34 protein-coding genes are annotated in these 22437 nt (G+C 43.0%); all 34 read left to right on the top strand.

The genetic code is table 11. The features are described from left to right. Positions 1-352 precede the first annotated feature (352 nt). Positions 353-967, top strand: coding sequence for an outer membrane beta-barrel protein (locus ABIE50_RS31280; protein ID WP_209862986.1), 615 nt, complete (start codon positions 353-355; stop codon positions 965-967). Positions 968-2819: 1852 nt separating this feature from the next. Continuing rightward, on the top strand, positions 2820-3125 hold the full coding sequence (gene rpsJ, locus ABIE50_RS31275) for a 30S ribosomal protein S10 (RefSeq protein ID WP_012789286.1): 306 nt from the start codon (positions 2820-2822) through the stop codon (positions 3123-3125). A gap of 194 nt (positions 3126-3319) precedes the next feature. Then, the gene (gene rplC / locus ABIE50_RS31270) at positions 3320-3937 is read left to right on the top strand and encodes a 50S ribosomal protein L3 (protein ID WP_142685974.1); all 618 of its coding nucleotides are present in this window, start codon (positions 3320-3322) and stop codon (positions 3935-3937) included. A gap of 1 nt (position 3938) precedes the next feature. After that, entirely contained in the window at positions 3939-4577 is a 639-nt protein-coding gene (rplD, locus tag ABIE50_RS31265) for a 50S ribosomal protein L4 (protein WP_142685975.1), read from the top strand. Between the two features lie 64 nt (positions 4578-4641). After that, positions 4642-4941 carry a 50S ribosomal protein L23 gene (gene rplW, locus ABIE50_RS31260; protein ID WP_089903230.1) on the top strand — a complete coding sequence of 100 codons (300 nt, stop codon included), beginning with the start codon at positions 4642-4644 and terminating at the stop codon, positions 4939-4941. Between the two features lie 88 nt (positions 4942-5029). Beyond that, entirely contained in the window at positions 5030-5287 is a 258-nt protein-coding gene (locus ABIE50_RS32245) for a hypothetical protein (RefSeq protein WP_502913954.1), read from the top strand. Beyond that, complete coding sequence (gene rplB / locus ABIE50_RS31255) at positions 5247-5864, top strand: 50S ribosomal protein L2 (protein WP_502913953.1); 618 nt, start codon at positions 5247-5249, stop codon at positions 5862-5864. Before ABIE50_RS32245 ends, rplB begins: the two co-directional genes overlap by 41 nt. 68 nt (positions 5865-5932) lie before the next feature. After that, positions 5933-6199 carry a 30S ribosomal protein S19 gene (gene rpsS / locus ABIE50_RS31250; RefSeq protein ID WP_079470771.1) on the top strand — a complete coding sequence of 89 codons (267 nt, stop codon included), beginning with the start codon at positions 5933-5935 and terminating at the stop codon, positions 6197-6199. Positions 6200-6295: 96 nt separating this feature from the next. Further along, a complete protein-coding gene (gene rplV, locus ABIE50_RS31245) occupies positions 6296-6643 on the top strand; it encodes a 50S ribosomal protein L22 (protein WP_079470770.1) in 348 nt (115 codons plus the stop codon). Positions 6644-6707: 64 nt separating this feature from the next. After that, complete coding sequence (rpsC, locus tag ABIE50_RS31240; RefSeq protein WP_089903224.1) at positions 6708-7499, top strand: 30S ribosomal protein S3; 792 nt, start codon at positions 6708-6710, stop codon at positions 7497-7499. Between the two features lie 55 nt (positions 7500-7554). Then, positions 7555-7974 (top strand): 50S ribosomal protein L16, encoded by a 420-nt coding sequence (rplP, locus tag ABIE50_RS31235; RefSeq protein ID WP_142685977.1) that lies wholly within the window; start codon positions 7555-7557, stop codon positions 7972-7974. Between the two features lie 68 nt (positions 7975-8042). Beyond that, the gene (gene rpmC, locus ABIE50_RS31230) at positions 8043-8243 is read left to right on the top strand and encodes a 50S ribosomal protein L29 (RefSeq protein WP_079470767.1); all 201 of its coding nucleotides are present in this window, start codon (positions 8043-8045) and stop codon (positions 8241-8243) included. A gap of 93 nt (positions 8244-8336) precedes the next feature. Then, a complete protein-coding gene (gene rpsQ, locus ABIE50_RS31225; protein WP_106527849.1) occupies positions 8337-8597 on the top strand; it encodes a 30S ribosomal protein S17 in 261 nt (86 codons plus the stop codon). 75 nt (positions 8598-8672) lie between these two features. Then, a complete protein-coding gene (rplN, locus tag ABIE50_RS31220) occupies positions 8673-9041 on the top strand; it encodes a 50S ribosomal protein L14 (RefSeq protein WP_142685978.1) in 369 nt (122 codons plus the stop codon). 169 nt (positions 9042-9210) lie between these two features. After that, entirely contained in the window at positions 9211-9549 is a 339-nt protein-coding gene (rplX, locus tag ABIE50_RS31215) for a 50S ribosomal protein L24 (RefSeq protein WP_142685979.1), read from the top strand. Further along, positions 9549-10124: a 50S ribosomal protein L5 gene (gene rplE / locus ABIE50_RS31210; protein ID WP_142685980.1), complete on the top strand. Its 576-nt coding sequence runs from the start codon at positions 9549-9551 to the stop codon at positions 10122-10124. Before rplX ends, rplE begins: the two co-directional genes overlap by 1 nt. Before the next feature lie 20 nt (positions 10125-10144). Then, positions 10145-10414 carry a 30S ribosomal protein S14 gene (rpsN, locus tag ABIE50_RS31205; RefSeq protein ID WP_142685981.1) on the top strand — a complete coding sequence of 90 codons (270 nt, stop codon included), beginning with the start codon at positions 10145-10147 and terminating at the stop codon, positions 10412-10414. 115 nt (positions 10415-10529) lie between these two features. Continuing rightward, the gene (rpsH, locus tag ABIE50_RS31200; RefSeq protein ID WP_142685982.1) at positions 10530-10928 is read left to right on the top strand and encodes a 30S ribosomal protein S8; all 399 of its coding nucleotides are present in this window, start codon (positions 10530-10532) and stop codon (positions 10926-10928) included. A gap of 126 nt (positions 10929-11054) precedes the next feature. Continuing rightward, positions 11055-11609: a 50S ribosomal protein L6 gene (gene rplF, locus ABIE50_RS31195; protein ID WP_142685983.1), complete on the top strand. Its 555-nt coding sequence runs from the start codon at positions 11055-11057 to the stop codon at positions 11607-11609. Positions 11610-11699: 90 nt separating this feature from the next. Then, positions 11700-12053 carry a 50S ribosomal protein L18 gene (gene rplR / locus ABIE50_RS31190; RefSeq protein ID WP_142685984.1) on the top strand — a complete coding sequence of 118 codons (354 nt, stop codon included), beginning with the start codon at positions 11700-11702 and terminating at the stop codon, positions 12051-12053. A 51-nt stretch (positions 12054-12104) separates the two neighbouring features. Further along, positions 12105-12623 carry a 30S ribosomal protein S5 gene (gene rpsE, locus ABIE50_RS31185; protein ID WP_142685985.1) on the top strand — a complete coding sequence of 173 codons (519 nt, stop codon included), beginning with the start codon at positions 12105-12107 and terminating at the stop codon, positions 12621-12623. A gap of 92 nt (positions 12624-12715) precedes the next feature. Then, on the top strand, positions 12716-12901 hold the full coding sequence (gene rpmD / locus ABIE50_RS31180) for a 50S ribosomal protein L30 (RefSeq protein ID WP_079470757.1): 186 nt from the start codon (positions 12716-12718) through the stop codon (positions 12899-12901). Between the two features lie 121 nt (positions 12902-13022). After that, positions 13023-13469, top strand: coding sequence for a 50S ribosomal protein L15 (rplO, locus tag ABIE50_RS31175; RefSeq protein WP_142685986.1), 447 nt, complete (start codon positions 13023-13025; stop codon positions 13467-13469). Positions 13470-13547: 78 nt separating this feature from the next. Next, a complete protein-coding gene (gene secY, locus ABIE50_RS31170) occupies positions 13548-14891 on the top strand; it encodes a preprotein translocase subunit SecY (RefSeq protein WP_079470755.1) in 1344 nt (447 codons plus the stop codon). A gap of 150 nt (positions 14892-15041) precedes the next feature. Then, entirely contained in the window at positions 15042-15842 is an 801-nt protein-coding gene (map, locus tag ABIE50_RS31165; RefSeq protein WP_142685987.1) for a type I methionyl aminopeptidase, read from the top strand. Between the two features lie 149 nt (positions 15843-15991). Beyond that, entirely contained in the window at positions 15992-16210 is a 219-nt protein-coding gene (infA, locus tag ABIE50_RS31160; RefSeq protein WP_012789309.1) for a translation initiation factor IF-1, read from the top strand. Between the two features lie 69 nt (positions 16211-16279). Beyond that, the gene (gene rpmJ, locus ABIE50_RS31155; RefSeq protein ID WP_073083232.1) at positions 16280-16396 is read left to right on the top strand and encodes a 50S ribosomal protein L36; all 117 of its coding nucleotides are present in this window, start codon (positions 16280-16282) and stop codon (positions 16394-16396) included. 59 nt (positions 16397-16455) lie between these two features. Further along, on the top strand, positions 16456-16836 hold the full coding sequence (gene rpsM, locus ABIE50_RS31150) for a 30S ribosomal protein S13 (RefSeq protein ID WP_079470753.1): 381 nt from the start codon (positions 16456-16458) through the stop codon (positions 16834-16836). Positions 16837-16943: 107 nt separating this feature from the next. Beyond that, complete coding sequence (gene rpsK / locus ABIE50_RS31145; RefSeq protein ID WP_079470752.1) at positions 16944-17345, top strand: 30S ribosomal protein S11; 402 nt, start codon at positions 16944-16946, stop codon at positions 17343-17345. Between the two features lie 153 nt (positions 17346-17498). After that, complete coding sequence (gene rpsD / locus ABIE50_RS31140; RefSeq protein WP_079470751.1) at positions 17499-18104, top strand: 30S ribosomal protein S4; 606 nt, start codon at positions 17499-17501, stop codon at positions 18102-18104. Positions 18105-18173: 69 nt separating this feature from the next. Next, positions 18174-19169, top strand: a complete 996-nt coding sequence (locus tag ABIE50_RS31135; protein WP_079470750.1) for a DNA-directed RNA polymerase subunit alpha — start codon at positions 18174-18176, stop codon at positions 19167-19169. Between the two features lie 115 nt (positions 19170-19284). Next, positions 19285-19776: a 50S ribosomal protein L17 gene (rplQ, locus tag ABIE50_RS31130; protein ID WP_142685988.1), complete on the top strand. Its 492-nt coding sequence runs from the start codon at positions 19285-19287 to the stop codon at positions 19774-19776. A gap of 107 nt (positions 19777-19883) precedes the next feature. Beyond that, entirely contained in the window at positions 19884-20711 is an 828-nt protein-coding gene (locus ABIE50_RS31125) for a zinc ribbon domain-containing protein (protein ID WP_209862983.1), read from the top strand. Positions 20712-20848: 137 nt separating this feature from the next. Then, positions 20849-21961, top strand: coding sequence for a glutamine-hydrolyzing carbamoyl-phosphate synthase small subunit (gene carA / locus ABIE50_RS31120; RefSeq protein WP_209862979.1), 1113 nt, complete (start codon positions 20849-20851; stop codon positions 21959-21961). The last annotated feature ends 476 nt before the right edge of the window (positions 21962-22437 follow it).

Genomic DNA, 22437 nt, shown 5'->3' with positions numbered 1-22437 from the left:
TTTTGCGATGATTCCTGTTTTTATGCAACAACATTGGAATTCAAATGTTATAGTAATAATGAATAAGGATAAGTATTCATGTAGAGAGAATAAATGAAGGGATCTGATCCAGGAGTTTTTAAATTTTTTTTGAAGAATGAGTATTTATTAGATTCATTTTCAGTAGTTTTGCGCTACAAGAGTTGTTGTTAACACGTGATGATGTTTGTTTGACGATGTGAAGCTACTCCCCATTATCCCCTGCCTTTATTTTTTACGGCTGATATCAGCAGTTTAATTGTAAACGGAAAGCGTTTACCTGCTAATTTCTTATTCATTCAACATGTAAATTGTTAAAACTAAAAATCAGACTATGAAAAGAATTCGTCTCTTAACCCTTGCACTTGCGGCTGTATTGTTTAGTTCTGCTGCTAACGCCCAAATTCAGAAAGGAAATATTATGGTAGGCGCCGATCTGACCAATCTTAATGTTACTTTCCAAAAAGAGAGCACTGCTTTTAATTTTAATCTGTCACCGAAGATAGGTTGGTTTATCAAGGACGGTCTTGCTATTGGTGGTTATGTTAATTTTGGCGCAAACACCACAAAGAATAAAACGACCGATGTGAGAGCATCCAATACTACTTATGGTGTTGGCGCTTTTGCCCGTTATTTTGTGGAAGATAAAAACGTCAGAAAGCTGGAGTTTTCCAAGAGAACGCGGTTCTTCGTGGAAGCAAATGCCGGATTTGCCGGTACAAACCCCGCGAGTGGTGCTTCTACCAATGGTTTTAATGTTGGCATTGGCCCCGGTATTTCTTATTTTATCACGCCTAATATAGGTTTGGAAGGATTGTTTAAGTATGACCTTACCGTAGGTGGTGGTAATTCAACTACTGCTAACCGGCTTAGCCTGGGTGTAGGTTTCCAGATCTATCTGCCATCGGCAAAAGCTAAACAGATCTACAGGGAAGAAACCGGAAAGTAATTTTAATATAAAAACAAGTTCAGCAATGGCGGCAATAATATATTGCCGCCATTGCTGTTATAAGGAATCCTACCTGCTACAGTTGCTGAATAAAATGAACAGCCGGAGTAGGAATGAACTAATTGAACAGGAGCTTTTTTGCCGGAACCACTTATTTTAGTAGCCGTCTGTGAGGGCACAGACAGGGGGATGCTGAAAACCCAATATAGAGTAAGCACCACATCCGTAAATATTCCCGGTATGTTAAACACTATTCTCCTGGCAGTGCTTAGGTTCCTGAGCACTGTAGTGGGCGCACTGTAATCTTTAGTCTCAATGGGATTGCCGAAAAACATATGAAGGAGTAGGCGCATTTATAATCCCTGATGCACTAAACACATTTCTGAAAAAGGCTGCTGGGTATTGCTGGTATCTGCACTCGGTGGCATTTAACCTGTACTATGAGTCCTATACCAGTACAACGGGGTATTGAAGCATGAGCGTAACTGCATATGTGGTGAATACATATCCGCTTGCCGGTAATTCCCAAACAGCTTTTATAACATTGAGCAGCCATCAATGTTAAATGATGAAAGCCCCGGTATTTGCCGGGGCTTTTATCATTTAAGAGTGCGCCATGATGGCTCATTGAACAGCGGTACATCAGGATGCCGAACTGAACAAAATGAACGAACGTAATTATATGAATAGCTGTTAATTTCGATGCACACTTAAAAAGGAAGTGTACCTGGGATTGCCGAAAACCAAAGAAAGAGAGTAGGTGTCACCCGTAGTAAGAACTATCTTATGAATGTACTGACTCAACTGCTGGCAACACTGGTTGCTCTGCTGAAATCTCTGCTGGGTGGCCTGTAATAAGGACTCCTGTCAGTAAGGGATTGTTCCATACTTGATGAAACTATTTCCCTTACACACATCATCCTGGAGGCTGTTCCACACCGGAACAGCCTCTTTATTTAAACCTGATATCGCTGTAAAGACGCTATGGCAGCTGAATGAACGGATACCTGTTAACTGTTTGAAATGAACAAAATGAACGACTGAATATTGATTGATAGCTTTTAATTTAGTCGTGTTAACTGAATAACAACTGGGGATGCCGAAAACCAGGTAATAGAGTAGGCAGTATCTTATAAAAACCTTTTTCCATGGATGTACTGAATCAACTGCTGGCATTAGTCTTAGGATTAATTAAGTCATTATTAGGTGGTTTGCCACTTTAATGGTTGTTGGGTCGTTTGACCACAGATCATCAAACCACTTTAATTATTCGGAGATGGGTTGTTCCAGGTAAGCGGGAACAACCCTTTCTCTTTTAGGTTTGCCCTTCTTTTTGCATATCACTTTCCCACCTGTATTTTTTACCTGTTTTGAATATCCCCCGGTAAGGAAGTCCCCGGAATACAATGTCTTAGTTCCGGGTCTGAAATGGTATGGATCGTGGCGCATTGAAATACAATACTTTAATTTCCCGGTCCCTGCCAGCAGGCAGGGAATCCGATATTAGGATCCACCTGTTTGGGATCTCCTTTGAAATAGTTTCTCCGTTTTCCCGTCTCCCGGAAAAAATTGTAAAGAAATTCTCCTTTTTTTGGTTTTGAAATTTGTTTTCCTATATTTGTCGAAACGAGCATGTGAAGTTACCTTAAGGCTTAATCTACACACAATGAATGATTTCTGAAGCCTTAATACTGGATAATATCATTTTTACTGCACTTCTATCGCCCCCGGAGCCAGCCCCTTGCCCGGTTTCTTTTATTTTTTCCTGAGAATTATTTGCCAAATAGAAAAAACGGGTTACCTTTGCCCTCCCAAATTGTATTGGGAAAAAACAAGAAGAAGTTCATTGCATATGTCTCAGAGAATAAGAATCAAGCTGAAGTCCTACGATCATAACCTGGTAGACAAGTCTGCTGAGAAGATCGTTAAAACCGTGCGTAACACGGGTGCCGTGGTAACAGGTCCAATTCCTTTACCTACCGAGAAGAAAATATTTACAGTATTACGTTCTCCGCACGTAAATAAGAAAGCGCGCGAGCAGTTCCAACTGTGTACACACAAACGTTTACTGGATATATACACGTCTTCTTCCAGAACTGTAGACGCGCTGAGCAAGCTCGATCTGCCTTCCGGAGTGGAAGTTGAAATTAAAGCATAGGACAACAGCGAGGCGGGCGAAAGGCCGGCCTTTTATTGATTTATGGTTATCTTGTTGATTACCAGCGGGATAACAATTTTAACAAACAAACATAGGTCGCGCCTTCTGGGCGGCCGCCCAATAAATGTATTTAAACCGCCCCATCCTGGGGATAGCACGAAATCCCCCAGGCGCTGGGTAAAATCATATAAAAAATGAAAGGTATTATTGGCAAAAAGATTGGTATGACCAGCATCTTCGAGTCTAATGGTAAACAAACAGCTGTTACCATTATCGAAGCGGGTCCCAACGTTGTAACCCAGGTAAAAAGCCTGGAAACAGATGGTTACAATGCAATTCAGGTTTCTTTCGGTGAAAAGAAAGAAAAACACACCACTAAAGCAGAAAGCAGTCACTTCGCGAAAGCAAGCACCTCTCCCAAACGTTTCGTAAAAGAATTCCGCAACCCGGATGTACAGAAAGCCCTCGGTGAATCTATCACCTGCGAAATCTTCGCAGAAGGTGAAACAATTGACGTTGTAGGCACTTCCAAAGGTAAAGGTTTCCAGGGTGTTGTAAAACGCCACGGATTCAGCGGTGTGGGTGAAGCTACCCACGGTCAGCACGATAGAAGCAGGGCTCCTGGTTCTGTTGGTGGATCCTCTTATCCTTCCCGCGTTTTCAAGGGTATGCGTATGGCCGGCCAGACAGGTAATGAAAGAGTGAAAGTGAAAGGTCTGAAGATCGTGAAAATATTCCCTGAAAAGAATTATATCCTGGTAAGTGGTTCCGTTCCCGGCCACATTGGTTCAATCGTTTTAATCCAGAAGTAATATGCAAATCGATATTTTAAATATAGAAGGTAAGAAAACCGGAAGGTCTATTGAGCTTCCTGAGGAGATCTTTGGTGTTGAGCCTAACAACCACGTAATCTACCTGGCTGTTAAACAATACCTGGCTGCTCAGCGTCAGGGTACCCATAAGGTAAAAACCAGAGCTGAAGTAAAAGGTGCTTCCCGTAAACTGCACAAACAAAAAGGTACCGGTGGCGCCCGTAAAGGTAACATCCGTAACCCATTGTATAAAGGTGGTGGTACCATCTTCGGACCAAAACCGCACGGTTGGGGTTTCAAACTGAACAGGAAAGTGAAAGATCTCGCAAAGATCTCCGCCCTGTCAGTAAAAGCTAAAGAAAACAGCATCATTATCGTTGAAGATCTGCAGCTTGAAACACCAAAAACCAAACAATTCGTTGGTTTCCTGAAGAATCTGAACATCAATGTTGAAGGCAGAAAGACTATGTTCATCACGCCTGAGCACAATGACAATGTTTACCTGTCTTTAAGAAACATCCCAACTGTAGACGGTACTGTTCTGAGTGATATCAATACTTACGACATCATGAACAGCAACTATATCGTGTTCACAGAAAGCGCTGCAAAAATCTTCACTGAAGAGCCTGCAGAAGCTTAAGGATGTCAAAACCAATTCAATAACAGCTGGAGGGTAATGCCAACAGCTTAATGCTATAAAGAAGATGAAACTTTCTGACGTTTTAATCAAACCGGTGGTATCCGAAAAGGTTAACAAAGCAACTGAAAAATTCAACCGCTACTATTTCATTGTTGACAAAAAAGCCAACAAACTGGAGATCAAGAAAGCAGTGGAAGAGTTTTACGGTGTAACCGTAGCAGATGTAAATACTGCTGTAATGCCAGGTAAAGCTAAATTCCGCTTTACTAAAGCCGGTTTCATTGCAGGTAAAAAACCGTCTTACAAAAAGGCGATCATTACCGTTGCAGCTGGTGAAACTATAGATCTGTATGCTAACATGTAGTGCCGTTCCGGCCTGAACAGCCGGGATGTGGATGTATATACAGATCACTATTTATATTTAATAACAACATTTAACTTTTTAGGAAGTAATGGCACTGAAGAAGTTCAAACCAATGACGGCCGGTACCCGCTGGAAAATAGGCAACGCTTACGCTGAGCTGACATCGGATACCCCTGAAAAAAGCCTGCTGGAGCCTATCAAAAGGACCGGCGGTAGAAATGCGCAAGGCAGAATGTCTATGCGCTACATAGGTGGTGGTCACAAGAAACAATACCGTGTAATTGATTTCAAACGTGATAAGGAGAATGTTCCTGCTACTGTTAAAAACGATCGAATACGATCCTAACCGTAGTGCATTCATCGCCCTGGTAAGTTATGCAGATGGTGAAAAACGTTACATTATTGCTCCACAGGGCTTACAGGTAGGTGGTACCGTTATCAGCGGCGCCGATGTAGCTCCTGAAGTAGGTAACGCTTTACCGCTGAAAAACATGCCACTGGGTACTGTTGTACATAACATCGAGCTGCAGCCTGGTAAAGGTGGTGCAATCGCAAGAAGCGCCGGCGCTTATGCACAGCTGTCCAACAAGGAAGAAAAATATGCCGTACTGAAAATGCCTTCCGGCGAGCTCCGCAAAGTATTAAATACTTGTAAAGCAACCGTAGGTACTGTTTCTAACTCCGATCACGCCCTGCAATCTATCGGTAAAGCAGGTGCTAACCGTTGGAGAGGTATCCGCCCCCGCAACCGTGGTGTGGCTATGAACCCTGTGGATCACCCGATGGGTGGTGGTGAAGGTAAATCTTCCGGAGGCCATCCAAGATCAAGAACTGGTAAATATGCGAAAGGTCTGAAAACCAGAAAGCCGCATAAGAGTTCTGATAAGCTGATCATTAGCAGGAAAAACGGTAAAAAATTATAATATTTCTGAATCAGGGCTCCGGTAGCAATACCGGATCCCGGGTTTGAAAAATCATAAATCAGTAAGACATGGCTCGTTCCATAAAAAAAGGTCCTTACGTAGACCTGAAATTAGAAACAAAAGTTGAAAAGATGAATACCGGTACCAAGCGTTCTGTTATCAAGACCTGGAGCCGTCGTTCTACTATCACGCCTGATTTCGTTGGTCACACTTTCGCCGTTCACAATGGCAACAAATTTATTCCTGTTTATGTAACGGAATTTATGGTTGGTCATAAACTGGGCGAATTTGCACCTACACGTAACTTCAGAGGACACGTTAACAAGAAAATGTAAATTATAGTCTGAGGTTTGAGGTTTGAAGTATTCGTTTCAAACCGGAACATCAAACACCAGACATCAGACATTAAATAATAAAAGAAATTAATCACAATGGAAGCAGTAGCTAAGCTGAATAATAATCCTACATCTCCCCGCAAAATGCGTTTGCTCGCGGACTTAATCCGTGGACTGGATGTGGAAAAGGCTTTGAATATTTTGAAATTCCATCCGAAACACCCAAGCGTACCTTTAGAGAAGTTGCTGATATCCGCTATCGCAAACTGGAAAGTGAAGAACGAAGGTGCAAGGGTAGAAGATGCTAACCTGATCGTAAAAACCGTTTTTGTTGATGGCGGCCGCACACTGAAAAGAATGCGCCCGGCTCCGCAGGGAAGGGGTTACCGTATCCGCAAGAGAAGTAACCACGTAACGATTGTAGTGGATGGTAAAGCACAGTAATTCAGTGCAAACCGGAAACGAAACAGAAACAAAACTATTAAACTAATAGACAAATAACCAGAACATGGGTCAGAAAACAAATCCTATTGGTAACAGGTTAGGTATCATCAGAGGATGGGACTCTAATTGGTATGGCAGCAAAAAAGATTTTGCGACCAAACTGATCGAAGATAACAAGATCAGAACTTATCTGAATGCCCGTATCAACAAAGGTGGCATTTCAAGAGTTGTGATCGAAAGAACTTTAGGTAAGTTAATCATCACTGTTCATACTTCTAAGCCTGGTATCATCATTGGTAAAGGCGGTAACGAAGTTGATCGCATCAAAGAAGAGCTGAAGAAGCTGACAGGCAAAGAAGATGTACAGATCAACATCCTGGAGATCCGTCGTCCTGAAATGGATGCTAACATCGTTGCTGAAACAATCGCAAAACAGATTGAAAGCCGTATCAACTACAAACGTGCTATCAAAATGGCGATTGCTACCGCTCTGAGAATGGGTGCTGAAGGTATCAAGGTTAAGATCAGCGGCCGTTTAGGTGGTGCTGAGATTGCCCGCTCCGAAGAAATGAAACAAGGTCGCGTGCCTTTACATACTTTCCGTATGGATATCGACTACGCTTCCCTGTTCGCATTAACCGTTTATGGTAAAATCGGTATCAAAGTATGGATCTGTAAAGGTGAAGTACTGGGTAAACGCGATCTCAACCCGAACGTTTTAACCGGTAAGGAAGGCGATAACCGTGGCACTGGTCATGGTGGTGAAAGAAGAGAACATCACGGTGAACGCAGAGACAACCGCGGTGGTGGCGAAAGAAGAGGCGGTGGAGAACACCGTGGCGGTGGCCGCAGATAATATCTGGCGGTTAAGCAGACATTAACAATTACTATTAACATTAACAACATAGACGATGTTACAGCCAAAAAGAACGAAACACAGGAAGATGCACAAAGGCCGCATCAAAGGGAACGCTAAAAGAGGCGCTACCCTCTCCTTTGGTACTTTCGGTCTTAAAGCATTAGAACCTAAGTGGATCACCGACAGGCAGATCGAAGCTGCACGTGTTGCGCTGACAAGGCACATGAAACGTGAAGGTAACGTATGGATCCGCATATTCCCTGACAAACCTATCACTGCTAAGCCTTTGGAAGTGAGGATGGGTAAAGGTAAAGGTGCTCCTGACCATTGGGCAGCAGTTGTAAAGCCAGGTAGAATTTTATTTGAAGCTGATGGCGTTCCCTTACAGGTAGCAAAAGAAGCAATGGAACTCGCAGCACAAAAACTGCCCATCAAAGTAAAATTTGTAACCAGCCGCGACTACGTAGCTTAATTACAGGTACACAATAACTAAAATCCGGTAACACTGCTCCTGCAGCTAACCGAATCAAACTCAATACAATGGCAAAAGAAAAGCTGGAACTGAAAGGCCTGAGCGAACAGGATCTGAAAGAGAAAATCTCTGCAGAAGAACTCCGCTTGAAAAAAATGACCTTTGGTCACGCAATTACGCCAATCGAAAATCCAATGAGCATCCGCGCCGTAAGACGCGATATCGCTCGGATGAACACCGAACTGCGTAAAAGACAACTGGGCTTCTAAATCTTCAGTCCCGGTACGCCCGGGGCTGCTGACATAGCATTAGTATAACACAATTTATGACCTCCTCACCGGAGGGTTAAATAACTTTCAACAATGACGACCGAAAGAAAATTAAGAAAAACCAGGATTGGTGTGGTTGCCAGCAACAAAATGGATAAAACCATTACCGTAAAGGTGGAGCGTAAGGTGAAACACCCGATCTATGGTAAATTCGTGAAAAAAACTACCAAGTTCATGGCGCATGACGACAAGAACGAGTGCAGTATCGGCGATACCGTTAGAATCGCGGAAACACGCCCTCTGAGCAAGAACAAATGCTGGAGACTGGTAGAAGTAATCGCTAAAGTAAAATAATTATTTATTTGTTTCAAGCTGCTGCCGGCAATCCCGGTGCCAGCCGCTGACTAAACAATATCAAATCTCATTTCGATGATACAACAAGAATCAAGACTGAGTGTAGCTGATAACAGCGGTGCCAAAGAAGTATTGTGCATCCGCGTATTAGGTAACTCCGGTCAGGACTACGCAGCCGTAGGCGATAAAATTGTAGTAACCGTTAAGGATGCAATGCCAGGCGGTGGTGTGAAGAAAGGTATGGTGACCAAAGCTGTAATCGTAAGAACTAAGAACAAATTACGTCGTAAAGACGGTTCTTATATCCGTTTCGATGATAACGCGGTTGTACTGCTCAATAACTCAGACGAACCTCGCGGTACCCGTATTTTCGGTCCGGTTGCACGTGAGCTGAGAGACAAGGGATATATGAAAATTATCTCCCTCGCTCCTGAGGTATTATAATAAATATAGCGGTACAGGGATTTTGGAATTTTATGATTTTTATCAAAAAAAGCCAAAATCCCGAAATCCCAAAATATTTCTTATCTTTGCAGCCCGTTTGCAAAACGAGAAAAAACATTAATCAAGCGAAACTATTGTTTCGCTTGGCGTTTATAAATAAATCAAAGTAATGAAAACTAGATTTAAGCCTAAATTTAACATTAAGAAAGGCGACCTGGTTGCGGTAATTGCCGGTGATGACAAGGACAGAACCAAAGCGCGTAAAGTGCTGGAAGTGGATCCTGTTAAAGCCCGCATTCTTGTAGAAGGCGTTAACATTATTACCAAACACACGAAGCCAACTGCCCAGAATACCAAAGGTGGTATTGTTAAGCAGGAAGCTCCTATCGCCATCTCTAATGTGATGCTGTGGGATGCTAAAGCTGGTAAACCGACCAGAGTTAACAGGCAGAGAGAAAACGGTAAATTAATTCGTATCGCTAAAAAATCAGGGGAGGTAATTAAATAATGTCAAACACAAAATATACTCCGAGACTGCAGACCAAATACCACGAGGAAGTTAAATCTGCACTGATGAAGAAATTCAACTACAAAAGTGTAATGCAGGTTCCTCGCCTGGTAAAGATTTGCCTGAACCAGGGTATCAATGGTGCAGTAGGCGATAAGAAACTGGTAGACATTGCTGTAGACGAAATGACCCGCATCGCTGGTCAGAAAGCTATCGCTACCCTGTCTAAAAAGGATATCTCCAACTTCAAACTCAGGAAGAACATGCCGATCGGTGCACGTGTAACTTTACGCAGCACTAATATGTACGACTTCCTGGATCGTTTAATCGCGGTATCCCTCCCACGTGTACGTGACTTCAAAGGCGTGAACGAAAAAGCATTTGACGGTCGTGGTAACTACACAATGGGTATCACTGAACAGATCATCTTCCCTGAAATCGATATCGATAAAGTAACGAAAATGTCCGGTATGGATATCACCTTCGTTACCACTGCCAATACCAACGAAGAAGCTTACGAGCTGCTGAAGGAAATGGGCATGCCTTTCAGGAATATGAAAAAAGATAATCAGTAAATCGAAACGATAATATAATTATGGCAAAAGAATCCGTAAAAGCCAGACAAAGGAAAAGAGAAGCTATGGTAGCTAAGTTTGCAGAAAAACGCGCTGCCCTGAAAGCTGCCGGTGACTACGCTGCACTGGATCAACTTCCTAAAAACGCTTCTCCTGTTCGTCTGAAAAACAGATGCCAGCTGACCGGTCGTCCTAAAGGATATATGCGTCACTTCGGCCTCTGCAGGAACATGTTCCGTGACCTGGCACTCGCAGGTAAAATCCCTGGCGTTAGAAAAGCCAGCTGGTAATTCAAGGTATTTATCAGTCCGGATTACCGGATGAATAAATCCAGAAAAGTTATTTGATTCCCATCTTATTACGATTGGATATCGCATTGTAAACATTTATCAAACTATTACAACAATGGTTACTGATCCAATAGCAGACTTCCTGACACGCATCCGGAACGCGCAAATGGCCACCCACAGGATTGTGGAAATTCCGGCTTCCAAGCTGAAAAAACGCATTACAGAAATTCTGTACGATAAAGGTTATATCCTGAAGTACAAATTCGAAGAAGATACTAAACAAGGCGTAATCAAAATCGCTTTGAAGTACGATCCGATCACCAAAGAACCCGCTATCAAGGAATTACAACGCATCAGCCGCCCAGGTCTGCGTCAGTACGCTAAACCAGAAGAGTTTAAGCGCGTGAAGAACGGTTTAGGCGTAGCGATTATCTCTACTTCCAAAGGTGTAATGACCGATAAGGAAGCAAAAGCTCAAAACGTAGGTGGCGAAGTAGTTTGCTTCGTCTATTAATATATTGAATGACTGGCTGGTTATCCAGCTGGTCATTCACTTAAGTTATCTGACAATTAAGCTCTCTATACGGCGCTGAACACGGATAACCGGTACATCAATATCAAACAACTTTAAATTAAAGTTATGTCTCGTATAGGTAAAAGTCCTATCAAATTGGCCAGCGGAGTTACAGTTACTGTTTCTCCTACCAATGAAGTAACCGTAAAAGGCCCTAAAGGTGAACTGAAAAGAAGCATCGACAGGGATATGAAAATTGAGGTGAAGGACGGCGTTTTAACAGTTATCCGCCCAACCGAACAGATCCGCCACAAAGCACTCCACGGTTTATACCGCGCTTTACTGGCCAACATGGTTCAGGGTGTTACTGAAGGATTCAAAAAACAACTGGAACTGGTGGGTGTTGGTTATAAAGCAGCAAACAGCGGTCAGTTACTGGATCTCGCTTTAGGTTACTCTCACAATATCGTTTTCGAAATTCCGAAAGAACTGAAGGTTTCTACCCTTACTGAAAAAGGTCAGAACCCTAAGATCATGCTGGAAGGTATCGACAACCAGTTGCTGGGCCAGGTAGCCGCTAAAATCCGCAGTCTGCGTAAACCAGAGCCGTACAAAGGTAAAGGTGTTCGCTACAGCGATGAAGTGGTACGTAAGAAAGCTGGTAAATCAGCCGGTAAGTAAAATATTTAATTGGCTAATCAGCTACTATAGCTGGTTAGCTGATTTTAACAGATACCCCGGCAGCATCGGGGTTATAAAATAAAACTCAAAATGAGCACAAAAGTTAACAGGAGACAGAAAATCCGCTACCGCATCCGTAAGAAAATTTCCGGTACTGCAAAGCAACCAAGATTATCTGTATTTCGCAGCAACAGCGATATCTATGTGCAGTTGATCGATGATACCAATGGCACTACCCTGGCTGCAGCTTCTTCCCGTGATAAGGATATCAAAGCACAGGCAGGTACCAAAATTGAAAAATCTGCACTGGTAGGAAAAGCACTGGCTGCAAAAGCACTGGCACTGGGTCTTACCACCTGCGTTTTTGACAGAAGTGGTTATTTATATCATGGCCGCGTGAAAAGCGTAGCTGACGGAGCAAGAGAAGGCGGTCTTCAGTTTTAATCACGGAGTCCGAATCTTATAATTCTGAACAAGTAATTCTTATAAAATAAAATGGCAAAGAATTCATTCAATAAAGTAAAGGCTGGTGATCTGGAGCTGAAAGAGAAAGTAGTGGCGATCAACCGTGTTACTAAAACCACCAAAGGCGGTCGTACATTCAGTTTCTCCGCGCTGGTAGTAGTAGGTAATGAAAACGGTGTTGTTGGTCACGGTCTTGGTAAAGCCAAAGAAGTACAGCAGGCTATCACCAAAGGTATAGACGATGCTAAGAAGAATCTGATCAAGGTTCCTGTTATGCACGGTACCATCCCTCACGATCAGTTTGCTAAAGAAGGCGCCGCCAAAGTATTGATCAAACCAGCCGCTCACGGTACCGGTGTGATCGCAGGAGGTTCCATGCGTGCAGTACTGGAAAGCGTTGGTGTAACCGACGTTCTGGCTAAATCTCTGGGTTCCGCTAATCCACACAACGTGGTGAAAGCTACCTTCAAAGCTTTAGGCATGTTACGCGAACCAATCGGCATCGCTAAAACAAGAGGCGTTTCCCTGAAGAAAGTTTTCAACGGTTGATACTAACCCGCCGGAAAGCGGGTATCAACGGGGAAATTTTGAAAATAATTCATTAACAATTAAATTACTCCGCTTTTAGCGGATAGGGATTTATGGCAAAGATTAAGATCACTCAAGTGAAAAGTGGTATAGACCGTCCTGAAAGGCAGAAACTGACCTTGAAGGCACTGGGCCTGACTAAAATGCATGCTACTGTTGAAGTAGAAGCTACTCCTCAGATCCTGGGTATGGTCCGTAAGGTTAATCACCTTGTAACGGTAGAAACAGTTAACGCTTAATTAAGTAACACTGCTGTGGGATTGTCTGTTGATAATCTTACCTTTACATTTGTGACTTTACCATTTTTATTTTAATATAAAGCGAGCGGTTAATTTCCGCGCAAGTAAAAACAATTAAACTATGAATCTGCATTCATTACAGCCTGCACAAGGCGCTGTACATAAAGAGAAACGTCTCGGACGTGGTGAGGCTTCCGGTAAAGGTGGTACCTCTACAAAAGGTAACAAAGGTATCCAGCAACGTGCTGGTTATGCCAGCAAGAAAGGCTTCGAAGGTGGCCAGATGCCAATCCAACGCCGTATGCCAAAACGCGGTTTCAAGAATAACAACCGTGAAGAATACACAATCTTCAACCTGGGTCAGCTGGATCATTTAGTTGAAAAATATGGCCTTCAGGAGTTTAATCTGGAAAACCTGTTCATGAACGGTCTGATTAACAGAACCGCTAAAGTTAAGATCCTCGCTAACGGCGAACTCAAAACCAAAGTGTCTGTTAAAGTTAACGCAATCAGCGAAAAAGCTAAACAGGCCATCGAAACAGCAGGTGGATCAGTAGAACTGGTATAAGACTTTACGACTGAGGAGACGCCTACGGAGTAGTGCGTCTTTTCATATTTAATAGCGCTATTAAACCTTTATCTTCCTGTGAAGAAATTTATCGAAACGATTAAGAATATCTGGAGTATTGAGGATTTGCGTAACCGCATCCTGACCACCCTGCTCCTGGTCCTCATCTACCGCGTAGGATCCTATATCGCTTTGCCCGGCATTGATGCAAATGCGCTCACCGACTTTGAGAAAAATTCTAATCAGGGTATCCTGGGTTTGGTTAATATGTTTGCCGGCGGATCGTTTTCTAGGGCTTCCATATTCGCATTGGGTATCATGCCATACATCTCTGCGTCCATTGCTATTCAGTTATTAACCATAGCTGTTCCGCAATTCCAGAAAATGCAGAAAGAAGGTGAAAGCGGCCGCAAAAAAATTAACCAGTTCACCCGTTACCTCACAGTTATCGTAACAGGTTTCCAGGCGAGTGCTTACGTTGCTTATCTGCGTAATCAGTCAGGTGGCGCTATTATTGCCGAATATGGTACCTTTTTCTTCTGGCTTTCTACTACCGTTTTACTTACTGCAGGTACCCTGTTCGTAATGTGGCTCGGTGAAAAGATCACAGACAAAGGAATTGGTAATGGTACTTCTATCATTATCATGATGGGTATCCTTGCCCGTTTGCCACAGGCTTTAGTCGCAGAATTTTCCAGTAAAGTTGCAGGTGAGGCGGGTGGACCGATCCTGTTCCTTATTGAAATTGCCATCTTTATCTTAATCACCGTAGGCCTTATCCTGCTTGTTCAGGGTACCAGGAAAATACCGGTGAATTATGCCAAACGTATTGTAGGTAACAAACAGTATGGTGGTGTACGCCAGTTCATTCCCCTTAAAGTGAATGCTGCCGGTGTAATGCCTATCATCTTCGCCCAGGCTATCATGTTCATCCCTGCAACTGCAATAGGCTTTGCTACTTCTTCAGAAAGTGCATCCGGCTTTATCCGCATCTTCAGCGATCATACTAATGGCTGGTATAACCTGATTTACGCAGTACTCGTTATTGTATTCACTTATTTTTATACTGCGTTGATTTTCAATCCAACCCAAATGGCGGATGAAATGAAACGTAATAACGGATTCATTCCTGGTATTAAACCTGGTAAAGCTACTGCCGATTATATTGGTGCTGTAATGGACCGTATCACCCTGCCCGGAGCTTTCTTCCTGGCAATTGTGGGTATTATGCCTGGTTTGGCTGCTGCCTTCAAGGTGAACAGTAACTTTGCTACCTTCTTCGGAGGTACCTCCCTGCTGATCATGGTGGGAGTTATCCTGGACACACTGCAACAGATTGAAAGCCAGCTCCTGATGCGTCACTATGATGGTCTTATGAGCACCGGCCGTATCAAAGGCAGAACTGCCCCGGCTAATGCATAAGTAATTGAACACAAAAATGTTACAAGAACAATAAAATAGCCACAGAAGCCTTCCGCTTTAGTGGCTATATTATTTTTGAATAAAGAACAGTTAGTCCTTCGCTGGCCTGCAAGCCGGCTTAGATACTAACCATGAATGAAAAGGGTTGTTATGATTCACTATAAGACGAAGGAAGAAATAGAGTTGATACGTAAAAGTGCCCTGCTTCTGAGTGCAGCCCTGGCTGAAGTGGCCAGAACCCTGAAACCAGGTATGAGCACATTGGAGGTGGACGCAGTTGCAGATAAGTTTATCGTTGAAAATGGTGGAACTCCCTCCTTCAAGAATTATAAAGGATTTCCGAATGCCTGCTGCATCTCCGTAAATGAAGAAGTAGTGCACGGCATTCCCAATAAATACGTGCTGAAAGACGGCGATATCCTCACAGTGGATGTGGGAGTGTATATGAATGGATTTCATTCAGACAGCGCCTATACCTTCGCCATCGGTAATGTACCTGAAAACGTACTCCGCCTGATGACGGCCACCAAAGCTTCCCTGTACAAAGGTATAGAGAAGGCGGTTGTTGGCAACAGGATAGGTGACATCTCCTATGCCATCCAGGAGTATACCGAGAAAGAGCGTGGTTATGGCGTTGTAAGGGAGCTCGTAGGGCATGGCCTGGGCCGGAACCTCCATGAGGATCCCCAGGTACCTAACTACGGTAAAAGAGGTAGCGGCCCTGTAATGAAGGAAGGACTGGTTATAGCAATTGAACCTATGATCAATCTCCGCTCCAAGGACGTGGAATACCTCGAAGATGGCTGGACGGTTGCTACCCGCGATGGAAGCCCGTCGGTTCACTTTGAGCACACTGTTGCTGTCGGAAAAGGAAGGGCAGATGTATTGTCGACCTACGTGGACATAGAAAAAGAGGAGAAGAATAACCCCGAATTGAATTCAAATTACTAGTAATTGGCTTTGGAATTATCTAATATAGCAGGGGTTTTTAGGGGTAAAACGACAGGTTTTGGCAAAAAAAATGGCAATTATAATAATAATCCGGGTAAATTTTTCTATTTCAAAAGATAAATGCTATCTTTGCAGTCCTAAAAATTTTTATGGCAAAACAGGCACTCATTAAACAGGATGGAATTATATTAGAAGCCTTGTCGAACGCTATGTTCCGTGTAAAATTGGAAAACGGGCATGAGATCCTGGCCACCATTTCTGGAAAAATGAGAATGCACTATATACGCATTCTGCCAGGAGATAAGGTTGGCGTGGAGATGAGCCCATACGATTTGTCAAGAGGCCGTATAATTTTCAGATACAAATAAGCGGGAAAGCGTAGAGGAGACCGGAACAATAATTTAACAAATATCATAACCTTTTATAAAGTATTAATCATGAAGGTAAGAGCTGCAATCAAAAAAAGAAGTGCGGATTGTAAAATAGTTCGTAGAAAAGGTGTTTTGTTGGTGATCAACAAAAAGAATCCTCGTTTTAAACAACGCCAGGGTTAATCGGTTCCCCTAACGGAATTTGATTTTTTAATCAGAATCATAAAATCTAAAATAGAAATATGGCACGTATAGCCGGTATAGATCTTCCTAAAAATAAAAGAGGAGAAATTGGCCTCACCTATATCTTTGGTATAGGCCGTTCTACCGCCCAATATATCCTGAACAAGGCGGAAATTGATGTAAACAAAAAAGTGCGTGAATGGAATGATGATGAGCAGGCTGCCATCCGTAACATTATTAACGGTGAGTTTAAGGTAGAGGGTCAACTGCGTTCCGAAGTGCAAATGAATATCAAGCGTTTGCTGGATATCGCTTGCTACCGCGGTTTACGTCACAGGAAAGGCTTACCGGTAAGAGGTCAGCGTACACGTACCAACAGCCGTACCCGTAAAGGTAAACGTAAGACAGTGGCTGGTAAGAAAAAAGCAACTAAGAAATAATAAATAAAATCCCAGGTTGAGATCCCAAGTCCGAATCTGAGGGGTTTCAATGACCTTGAGTCGTGTAATTTGGGATGCGGAATTTCATATTTGGAATTTAAATCATTATGGCAAAAGCAAATAATACAAAAACTGCTGCTAATAAAAAGAGAGTAGTAAAGGTAGATAACTACGGAGATGTTCATATCTCTGCTAGCTTTAACAACATCATTGTGAGCATCACCAACAAGCATGGTCAGGTTATTTCCTGGTCTTCTGCTGGTAAGATGGGTTTCAGAGGTTCTAAGAAGAACACTCCGTACGCTGCTCAGCTGGCTGCACAGGATGCTGCTAAAGTTGCAATGGACTCAGGTCTGAAAAGAGCAGATGTATTTGTAAAAGGCCCTGGTGCTGGTCGTGAAAGTGCTATCCGCGCTATCGCTAACTCCGGTATCGAAGTGAACATGATTAAAGACGTTACGCCTTTACCTCACAACGGTTGCCGTCCTCCTAAGAAGAGAAGAGTATAGTAATATATATTTACAGCATCCAGATACCAGATTTCATTAGAAGTTTGGTATCTGGACTTTGTAATATAATTAATAAATGGGTGCATGATCAGGTTTTCAGATTTTTTGAAGAGCATGCATCATTAACTAAAAAATCTAAAGTATATTTAAAACATGGCAAGGTACACAGGACCAAAAACCAAAATTTCCAGAATTTTTGGTGAGCCCATTCTCGGTAATGGCAAGTATTTAAGTAAGAACAGTAACCCTCCGGGTCAGCATGGTGCTAACCGTAAACGCAAACAATTAGGCGAATACGCACTGCAGCTGAGAGAAAAACAGAAAGCAAAATACACTTATGGTTTGCTGGAGCGCCAGTTCCGTAACCTGTTTGATGAAGCTACCCGCAGAAAAGGTGTTGCCGGTGAAGTATTGATCAAATTACTCGAAGCCCGTCTGGATAACACCGTTTTCCGTCTGGGTATCGCTCCTTCACGTCCTGCTGCCCGTCAGCTGGTTTCTCACAAACACGTTACTGTTAACGGTATCGTTGTTAACACTCCTTCTTTCCAACTGAAACCAGGAGACGTTATCAGCCTGAAGAATAAAACCGCAAACAATTCTGCACTGACCAGCGTTATCCGTGGAAAAAATCCTAAATTCAGCTGGTTGGATTGGAACGAGAAAGAAATGAAAGGTGTATTCATTGCTTATCCTGAGAGAGAGAGCGTTCCGGAAAACATCAAGGAACAACTGATCGTAGAATTGTACTCTAAGTAATAAATAATTAGTCCATGGCCAAAAGGTCATGGACTAACCTCATATTTAACAAATAAATCTATCATATCAATGGCAATTTTAAATTTCCAGAAACCTGATAAGATCGTATTGCAGAAGTCTACCGACTTTGAAGCTCAATTCGAATTCCGTCCATTAGAACCAGGTTATGCTGTGACTGTCGGTAATGCGTTACGTCGCGTACTGTTGTCTTCTTTGGAGGGCTATGCCATTGTGGGTATTAAAATTGAAGGAGCCGATCACGAGTTCGCTACACTGAAAGGTGTTACTGAAGACGTTACTGAAATCATCCTGAACCTGAAACAAGTTCGCTTCAAGAGGATTTCTGAGAGTGATGTAACGAACGAAAAGATCACACTGTCCATTAAAGGTAAAACAGAGTTCCGCGCTGATATGATTGAAAAAGCCACCAGCGCTTTCCAGATTATGAATCCGGAACTGTTGATCTGCACCCTGGACCCTTCTGCCAAGCTGGATATCGAACTGACTATCGGTAAAGGCCGTGGTTATGTTCCAGCTGAGGAAAATAAACCCAAAGATGCAGTATTTGGCTACATTGCGATCGACTCTATCTTTACGCCTATCAAAAACGTAAAGTACAGTATAGAAAACACCCGTGTGGAACAAAAAACTGACTATGAGAAACTCGTTATGGAGGTGATCACAGACGGTACCATCCACCCGGAAGAAGCTGTAAAACAAGCATCCCGCATCCTGATTCAGCACCTGATGATCATCACTGATGAAAACATCAGCTTTGATACCAAAGACACTGAAAAAGAAGATGTTGTAGATGAACAAACACTGCAACTGCGTAAGATACTGAAAACACCACTCGAAGATCTTGATCTGAGCGTACGTGCTTTCAACTGTCTGAAAGCTGCCAAAATCAATTCCCTCAGCGAACTGGTACAATACGAACAGGAAGAACTGATGAAGTTCAGAAACTTCGGCCAGAAATCACTCAGCGAAATTGAACAGGTATTAGGCGAAAGAGGTCTGCACTTTGGTATGGATCTGTCTAAACTGAAACTTGAAGAAGAATAGTATTTTATCTGTTAAGCCAAAGCCGTTGCACCCGCATCGCTTTGGCTTAACTACTTTATAATTAACAAGTACCTTACAATTCCTGACACGGTGTAAGGGTTAAAACAAAAATGTCATGCGTCACGGAGTTAAATTAAACAAATTAAGCAGAACGGCTTCTCATCGTAAAGCCCTGATGTCCAATCTGGCTTGCGAACTGATCAGCCACAAACGTATCACCACTACACTCGCTAAAGCGAAAGCTCTCCGTGTGTATGTTGAGCCGCTGCTGACAAGAGGCAAAACCGATTCTACCCACAACCGTAGAATTGTGTTCAGCTACCTGCAGGATAAAGAAGCTATCAAGGAACTGTTCGGAACGATCAGCGAAAAAATAGCTACCCGTCCTGGTGGTTACACCCGTATCATTAAACTGGGTAAACGTGTGGGCGATAACGCAGAAGTTGCTCTGATTGAACTGGTAGACTTTAACGAAATCTACGGTAAAACAGAAGAAAAAGCTGCTGCTAAGAAAACCCGTCGTGCCGGTGGTGCTAAGAAGAAAGCAGAAGAAGCAACTGAAACTAAAGCTGCTGATACTGCTACAGAAGAAAAATCTGCTGAGTAATCTTATATCAAACGATACGAAAAGGACAAAGCCTGGCTTTGTCCTTTTTTATGCACTAATAAATGCATATATTTCGTAATATTACACCAGCTTTAATGAGTATCCCTATGAAATACCTGCATTGTGATAATTGTGGTCATCCTAACCCGCTTACATCTGAATACCTTACTTTTTGTGATACCTGTGGCAAGAAGCTCCCGCATAGCTTTACCAGCTGGCAAAAGCAGCATCCAATGGCTACATTCCCGGAGTACTGCCACTCAGTTGGCGTCTCCCTGAAAGAAAAAACAAACACAGGCCCGCTGTATTGGATAAAGCACCAGTTGCAAACAGCCAATAAGGGAAAGATCATTCTTTTCTTTTCCCTTGTTTTTATATTGGTTGCTGTTACAGGTAGCTTGTTTGGAAAAAGGGCGATGTTTACTTTCCTGTATCCTAAGGTATCGCCATCCAGTTTGTACAGCACCTGGCATACTGCCACTATAGGGCGCCAGGCCCTGGAAATCAGCACGCCTGTAAAACTGTGGGTACATGATCAGCCGCTGGAGGAAGAGGACGCAAAAGTGATAGAATATGCGAAAACCTATAGCAATGAAGATGGAGGAGGCATTCGCATTGCTGTAAATATGTTCAGTTATATCAGTAATGTGGCCAACAGCCTGGAAGAAGCAGTAGCAGCTTCGCATAAAAGTATGCAGCTAAAGGAAACGGCTACAGAAATGGACTGTAAATCTGTACCAGTGCTCATTTCCGGTATGCAGGGAGTGCTGGAGGAGGGGAATTACCTGTATAAAGGCGGTATCCGCCTGGCATTTTGTAACCTGGTAATGATCAAGGGAAGCAACCGCTGGCAGATCCAGATCAATTACCGTGAAGACGATCCCGTGGGCCGCCAGGTGGCACAACGGGTGCTCAAATCCGTGAAAATTAAATAACATTTCCTTTCCGGTAAAAAAAATCTGTATTTAACTGTTGCATTTCATAACTTTGCACGGTTTTTTATCCGAACCTTCAGGGCATTTTGTACCCTTGAAGGTTTTTTTTAAAATATAAAACAAGACAGATACCAGAAATGCCTCAGACAAGAACCATCCAACCTGCCATACTGCTGTTAGAAGACGGTACGGTTTTTCAGGGAAAAGCTTTTGGAAAAATTGGCACAGCCGCCGGTGAATTAGCTTTCAATACCGGTATGACGGGTTACCAGGAAGTGTTTACGGACCCTTCTTATAAAGGACAGGTACTTATAATGAACAACTGCTACATCGGGAACTACGGCACCAAGAAGGATGACGTAGAGAGCAGCAGTGTAAAGATCAACGGTTTGATCGCTAAAAATATCGCGCACAACTATTCCAGGAAAATGGCCGATGGGTCACTGGAAACGTTCCTGACCGATAATGACCTGGTAGCCATTTATGATGTAGATACCCGTGCGCTCGTTTCCCACATTCGCAGCAAGGGTGCTATGAATTGCATTATTTCTTCCTCCATCCTGGATATTGATCAGCTGAAAGCGGAACTGGCAAAGGTTCCTTCCATGGAAGGACTTGCCCTCTGTAAGGACGTGACCACCCCTGAAGCTTACAATGTGGGTGATCCGGCTGCGGAGATCCGTATTGCTGTACTCGATAACGGAGTGAAAAGGAATATGCTGAAATGCCTGTCAGAAAAGGGTGCCTACCTGCAGGTATTCCCAACGGACACAACTTTTGAAGTTTGCGAGGAATTTAAGCCACATGCTTACTTTATCTCTAACGGCCCTGGTGATCCGGCTCCGCTGACTTATGCCGTTGATACTGTAAAGAAGATCCTGGCTGCAGAAAGACCAATGTTTGGTATCTGCCTCGGGCATCAGCTGCTGGCACTCGCCAATGATATACCTACTTACAAAATGCACCACGGCCACCGCGGTTTAAACCACCCGGTGAAGAACCTGAAAACAGGTTTGTGTGAGATCACTACCCAGAACCATGGTTTTGCAGTAGATGCAAAAGCGGTTGCAGCCAGCGAGAACGTGGAAGTAACCCATGTAAACCTGAATGATCACTCCGTAGAAGGAATCCGTATCAGGAATAAACCTGCGTTCAGTGTACAGTATCACCCGGAATCAACTCCCGGGCCTTTCGATAGCCGCTACCTGTTCGATGATTTCTTTGAGATGATCAAAGCAAACAAAGCTTAACATACCGGCCTGAAAAGGCCGCCATATATCTGCTTAAATGAAAGACGGTCCCGAGGAATCGGGACCGTTTGCATTTTAAAATTCCACGTTATGAAAACAAACGGATACTACCATTGCCAAAGCGCTGGTAACCCCGCCCGTTTTATTACATAACAATATTATAGAAAAAAGGTAAACGCGAAAGGGAATATTTTAAGAATATTTATAAATACAACTGATTTTTCAACGTTGAACGAGGGGATAGGGCAAAAAAATACGGCTCTGTGATCAGAGCCGTTTGCCTTTATAAATTCCACGTTATGAAAAACTGATACAAAAATACGATATTTTGCTAAAACGTTTTAGTTAATCTTTGAGTTTTACAGAAGACTGATAAATCTTCTTGCTTTTATAATTCAAAGGTCGGACCAAATAAACGTTATAAGAAATAATGCAGGTTAAATTTTTCTTAAACAAGTTTAGATTTTGCGATCTAT

It is taken from the genome of Chitinophaga sp. OAE865 (assembly GCF_040546735.1).
Classification (GTDB): domain Bacteria; phylum Bacteroidota; class Bacteroidia; order Chitinophagales; family Chitinophagaceae; genus Chitinophaga; species Chitinophaga polysaccharea_A.
Note: the sequence above shows the minus strand (reverse complement) of the source record. Positions and strands in the feature narration are given on the sequence as shown.

Excerpts from the sequence above, each read along its gene's own strand:
- ABIE50_RS31280 (WP_209862986.1), top strand. The coding sequence starts at position 353 with ATGAAAAGAATTCGTCTCTTAACCCTTGCACTTGCGGCTGTATTGTTT.
- rpsJ (WP_012789286.1), top strand. The coding sequence starts at position 2,820 with ATGTCTCAGAGAATAAGAATCAAGCTGAAGTCCTACGATCATAACCTG.
- rplC (WP_142685974.1), top strand. The coding sequence starts at position 3,320 with ATGAAAGGTATTATTGGCAAAAAGATTGGTATGACCAGCATCTTCGAG.
- rplD (WP_142685975.1), top strand. The coding sequence starts at position 3,939 with ATGCAAATCGATATTTTAAATATAGAAGGTAAGAAAACCGGAAGGTCT.
- rplW (WP_089903230.1), top strand. The coding sequence starts at position 4,642 with ATGAAACTTTCTGACGTTTTAATCAAACCGGTGGTATCCGAAAAGGTT.
- ABIE50_RS32245 (WP_502913954.1), top strand. The coding sequence starts at position 5,030 with ATGGCACTGAAGAAGTTCAAACCAATGACGGCCGGTACCCGCTGGAAA.
- rplB (WP_502913953.1), top strand. The coding sequence starts at position 5,247 with ATGTTCCTGCTACTGTTAAAAACGATCGAATACGATCCTAACCGTAGT.
- rpsS (WP_079470771.1), top strand. The coding sequence starts at position 5,933 with ATGGCTCGTTCCATAAAAAAAGGTCCTTACGTAGACCTGAAATTAGAA.
- rplV (WP_079470770.1), top strand. The coding sequence starts at position 6,296 with ATGGAAGCAGTAGCTAAGCTGAATAATAATCCTACATCTCCCCGCAAA.
- rpsC (WP_089903224.1), top strand. The coding sequence starts at position 6,708 with ATGGGTCAGAAAACAAATCCTATTGGTAACAGGTTAGGTATCATCAGA.
- rplP (WP_142685977.1), top strand. The coding sequence starts at position 7,555 with ATGTTACAGCCAAAAAGAACGAAACACAGGAAGATGCACAAAGGCCGC.
- rpmC (WP_079470767.1), top strand. The coding sequence starts at position 8,043 with ATGGCAAAAGAAAAGCTGGAACTGAAAGGCCTGAGCGAACAGGATCTG.
- rpsQ (WP_106527849.1), top strand. The coding sequence starts at position 8,337 with ATGACGACCGAAAGAAAATTAAGAAAAACCAGGATTGGTGTGGTTGCC.
- rplN (WP_142685978.1), top strand. The coding sequence starts at position 8,673 with ATGATACAACAAGAATCAAGACTGAGTGTAGCTGATAACAGCGGTGCC.
- rplX (WP_142685979.1), top strand. The coding sequence starts at position 9,211 with ATGAAAACTAGATTTAAGCCTAAATTTAACATTAAGAAAGGCGACCTG.
- rplE (WP_142685980.1), top strand. The coding sequence starts at position 9,549 with ATGTCAAACACAAAATATACTCCGAGACTGCAGACCAAATACCACGAG.
- rpsN (WP_142685981.1), top strand. The coding sequence starts at position 10,145 with ATGGCAAAAGAATCCGTAAAAGCCAGACAAAGGAAAAGAGAAGCTATG.
- rpsH (WP_142685982.1), top strand. The coding sequence starts at position 10,530 with ATGGTTACTGATCCAATAGCAGACTTCCTGACACGCATCCGGAACGCG.
- rplF (WP_142685983.1), top strand. The coding sequence starts at position 11,055 with ATGTCTCGTATAGGTAAAAGTCCTATCAAATTGGCCAGCGGAGTTACA.
- rplR (WP_142685984.1), top strand. The coding sequence starts at position 11,700 with ATGAGCACAAAAGTTAACAGGAGACAGAAAATCCGCTACCGCATCCGT.
- rpsE (WP_142685985.1), top strand. The coding sequence starts at position 12,105 with ATGGCAAAGAATTCATTCAATAAAGTAAAGGCTGGTGATCTGGAGCTG.
- rpmD (WP_079470757.1), top strand. The coding sequence starts at position 12,716 with ATGGCAAAGATTAAGATCACTCAAGTGAAAAGTGGTATAGACCGTCCT.
- rplO (WP_142685986.1), top strand. The coding sequence starts at position 13,023 with ATGAATCTGCATTCATTACAGCCTGCACAAGGCGCTGTACATAAAGAG.
- map (WP_142685987.1), top strand. The coding sequence starts at position 15,042 with ATGATTCACTATAAGACGAAGGAAGAAATAGAGTTGATACGTAAAAGT.
- infA (WP_012789309.1), top strand. The coding sequence starts at position 15,992 with ATGGCAAAACAGGCACTCATTAAACAGGATGGAATTATATTAGAAGCC.
- rpmJ (WP_073083232.1), top strand. The coding sequence starts at position 16,280 with ATGAAGGTAAGAGCTGCAATCAAAAAAAGAAGTGCGGATTGTAAAATA.
- rpsM (WP_079470753.1), top strand. The coding sequence starts at position 16,456 with ATGGCACGTATAGCCGGTATAGATCTTCCTAAAAATAAAAGAGGAGAA.
- rpsK (WP_079470752.1), top strand. The coding sequence starts at position 16,944 with ATGGCAAAAGCAAATAATACAAAAACTGCTGCTAATAAAAAGAGAGTA.
- rpsD (WP_079470751.1), top strand. The coding sequence starts at position 17,499 with ATGGCAAGGTACACAGGACCAAAAACCAAAATTTCCAGAATTTTTGGT.
- ABIE50_RS31135 (WP_079470750.1), top strand. The coding sequence starts at position 18,174 with ATGGCAATTTTAAATTTCCAGAAACCTGATAAGATCGTATTGCAGAAG.
- rplQ (WP_142685988.1), top strand. The coding sequence starts at position 19,285 with ATGCGTCACGGAGTTAAATTAAACAAATTAAGCAGAACGGCTTCTCAT.
- ABIE50_RS31125 (WP_209862983.1), top strand. The coding sequence starts at position 19,884 with ATGAAATACCTGCATTGTGATAATTGTGGTCATCCTAACCCGCTTACA.
- carA (WP_209862979.1), top strand. The coding sequence starts at position 20,849 with ATGCCTCAGACAAGAACCATCCAACCTGCCATACTGCTGTTAGAAGAC.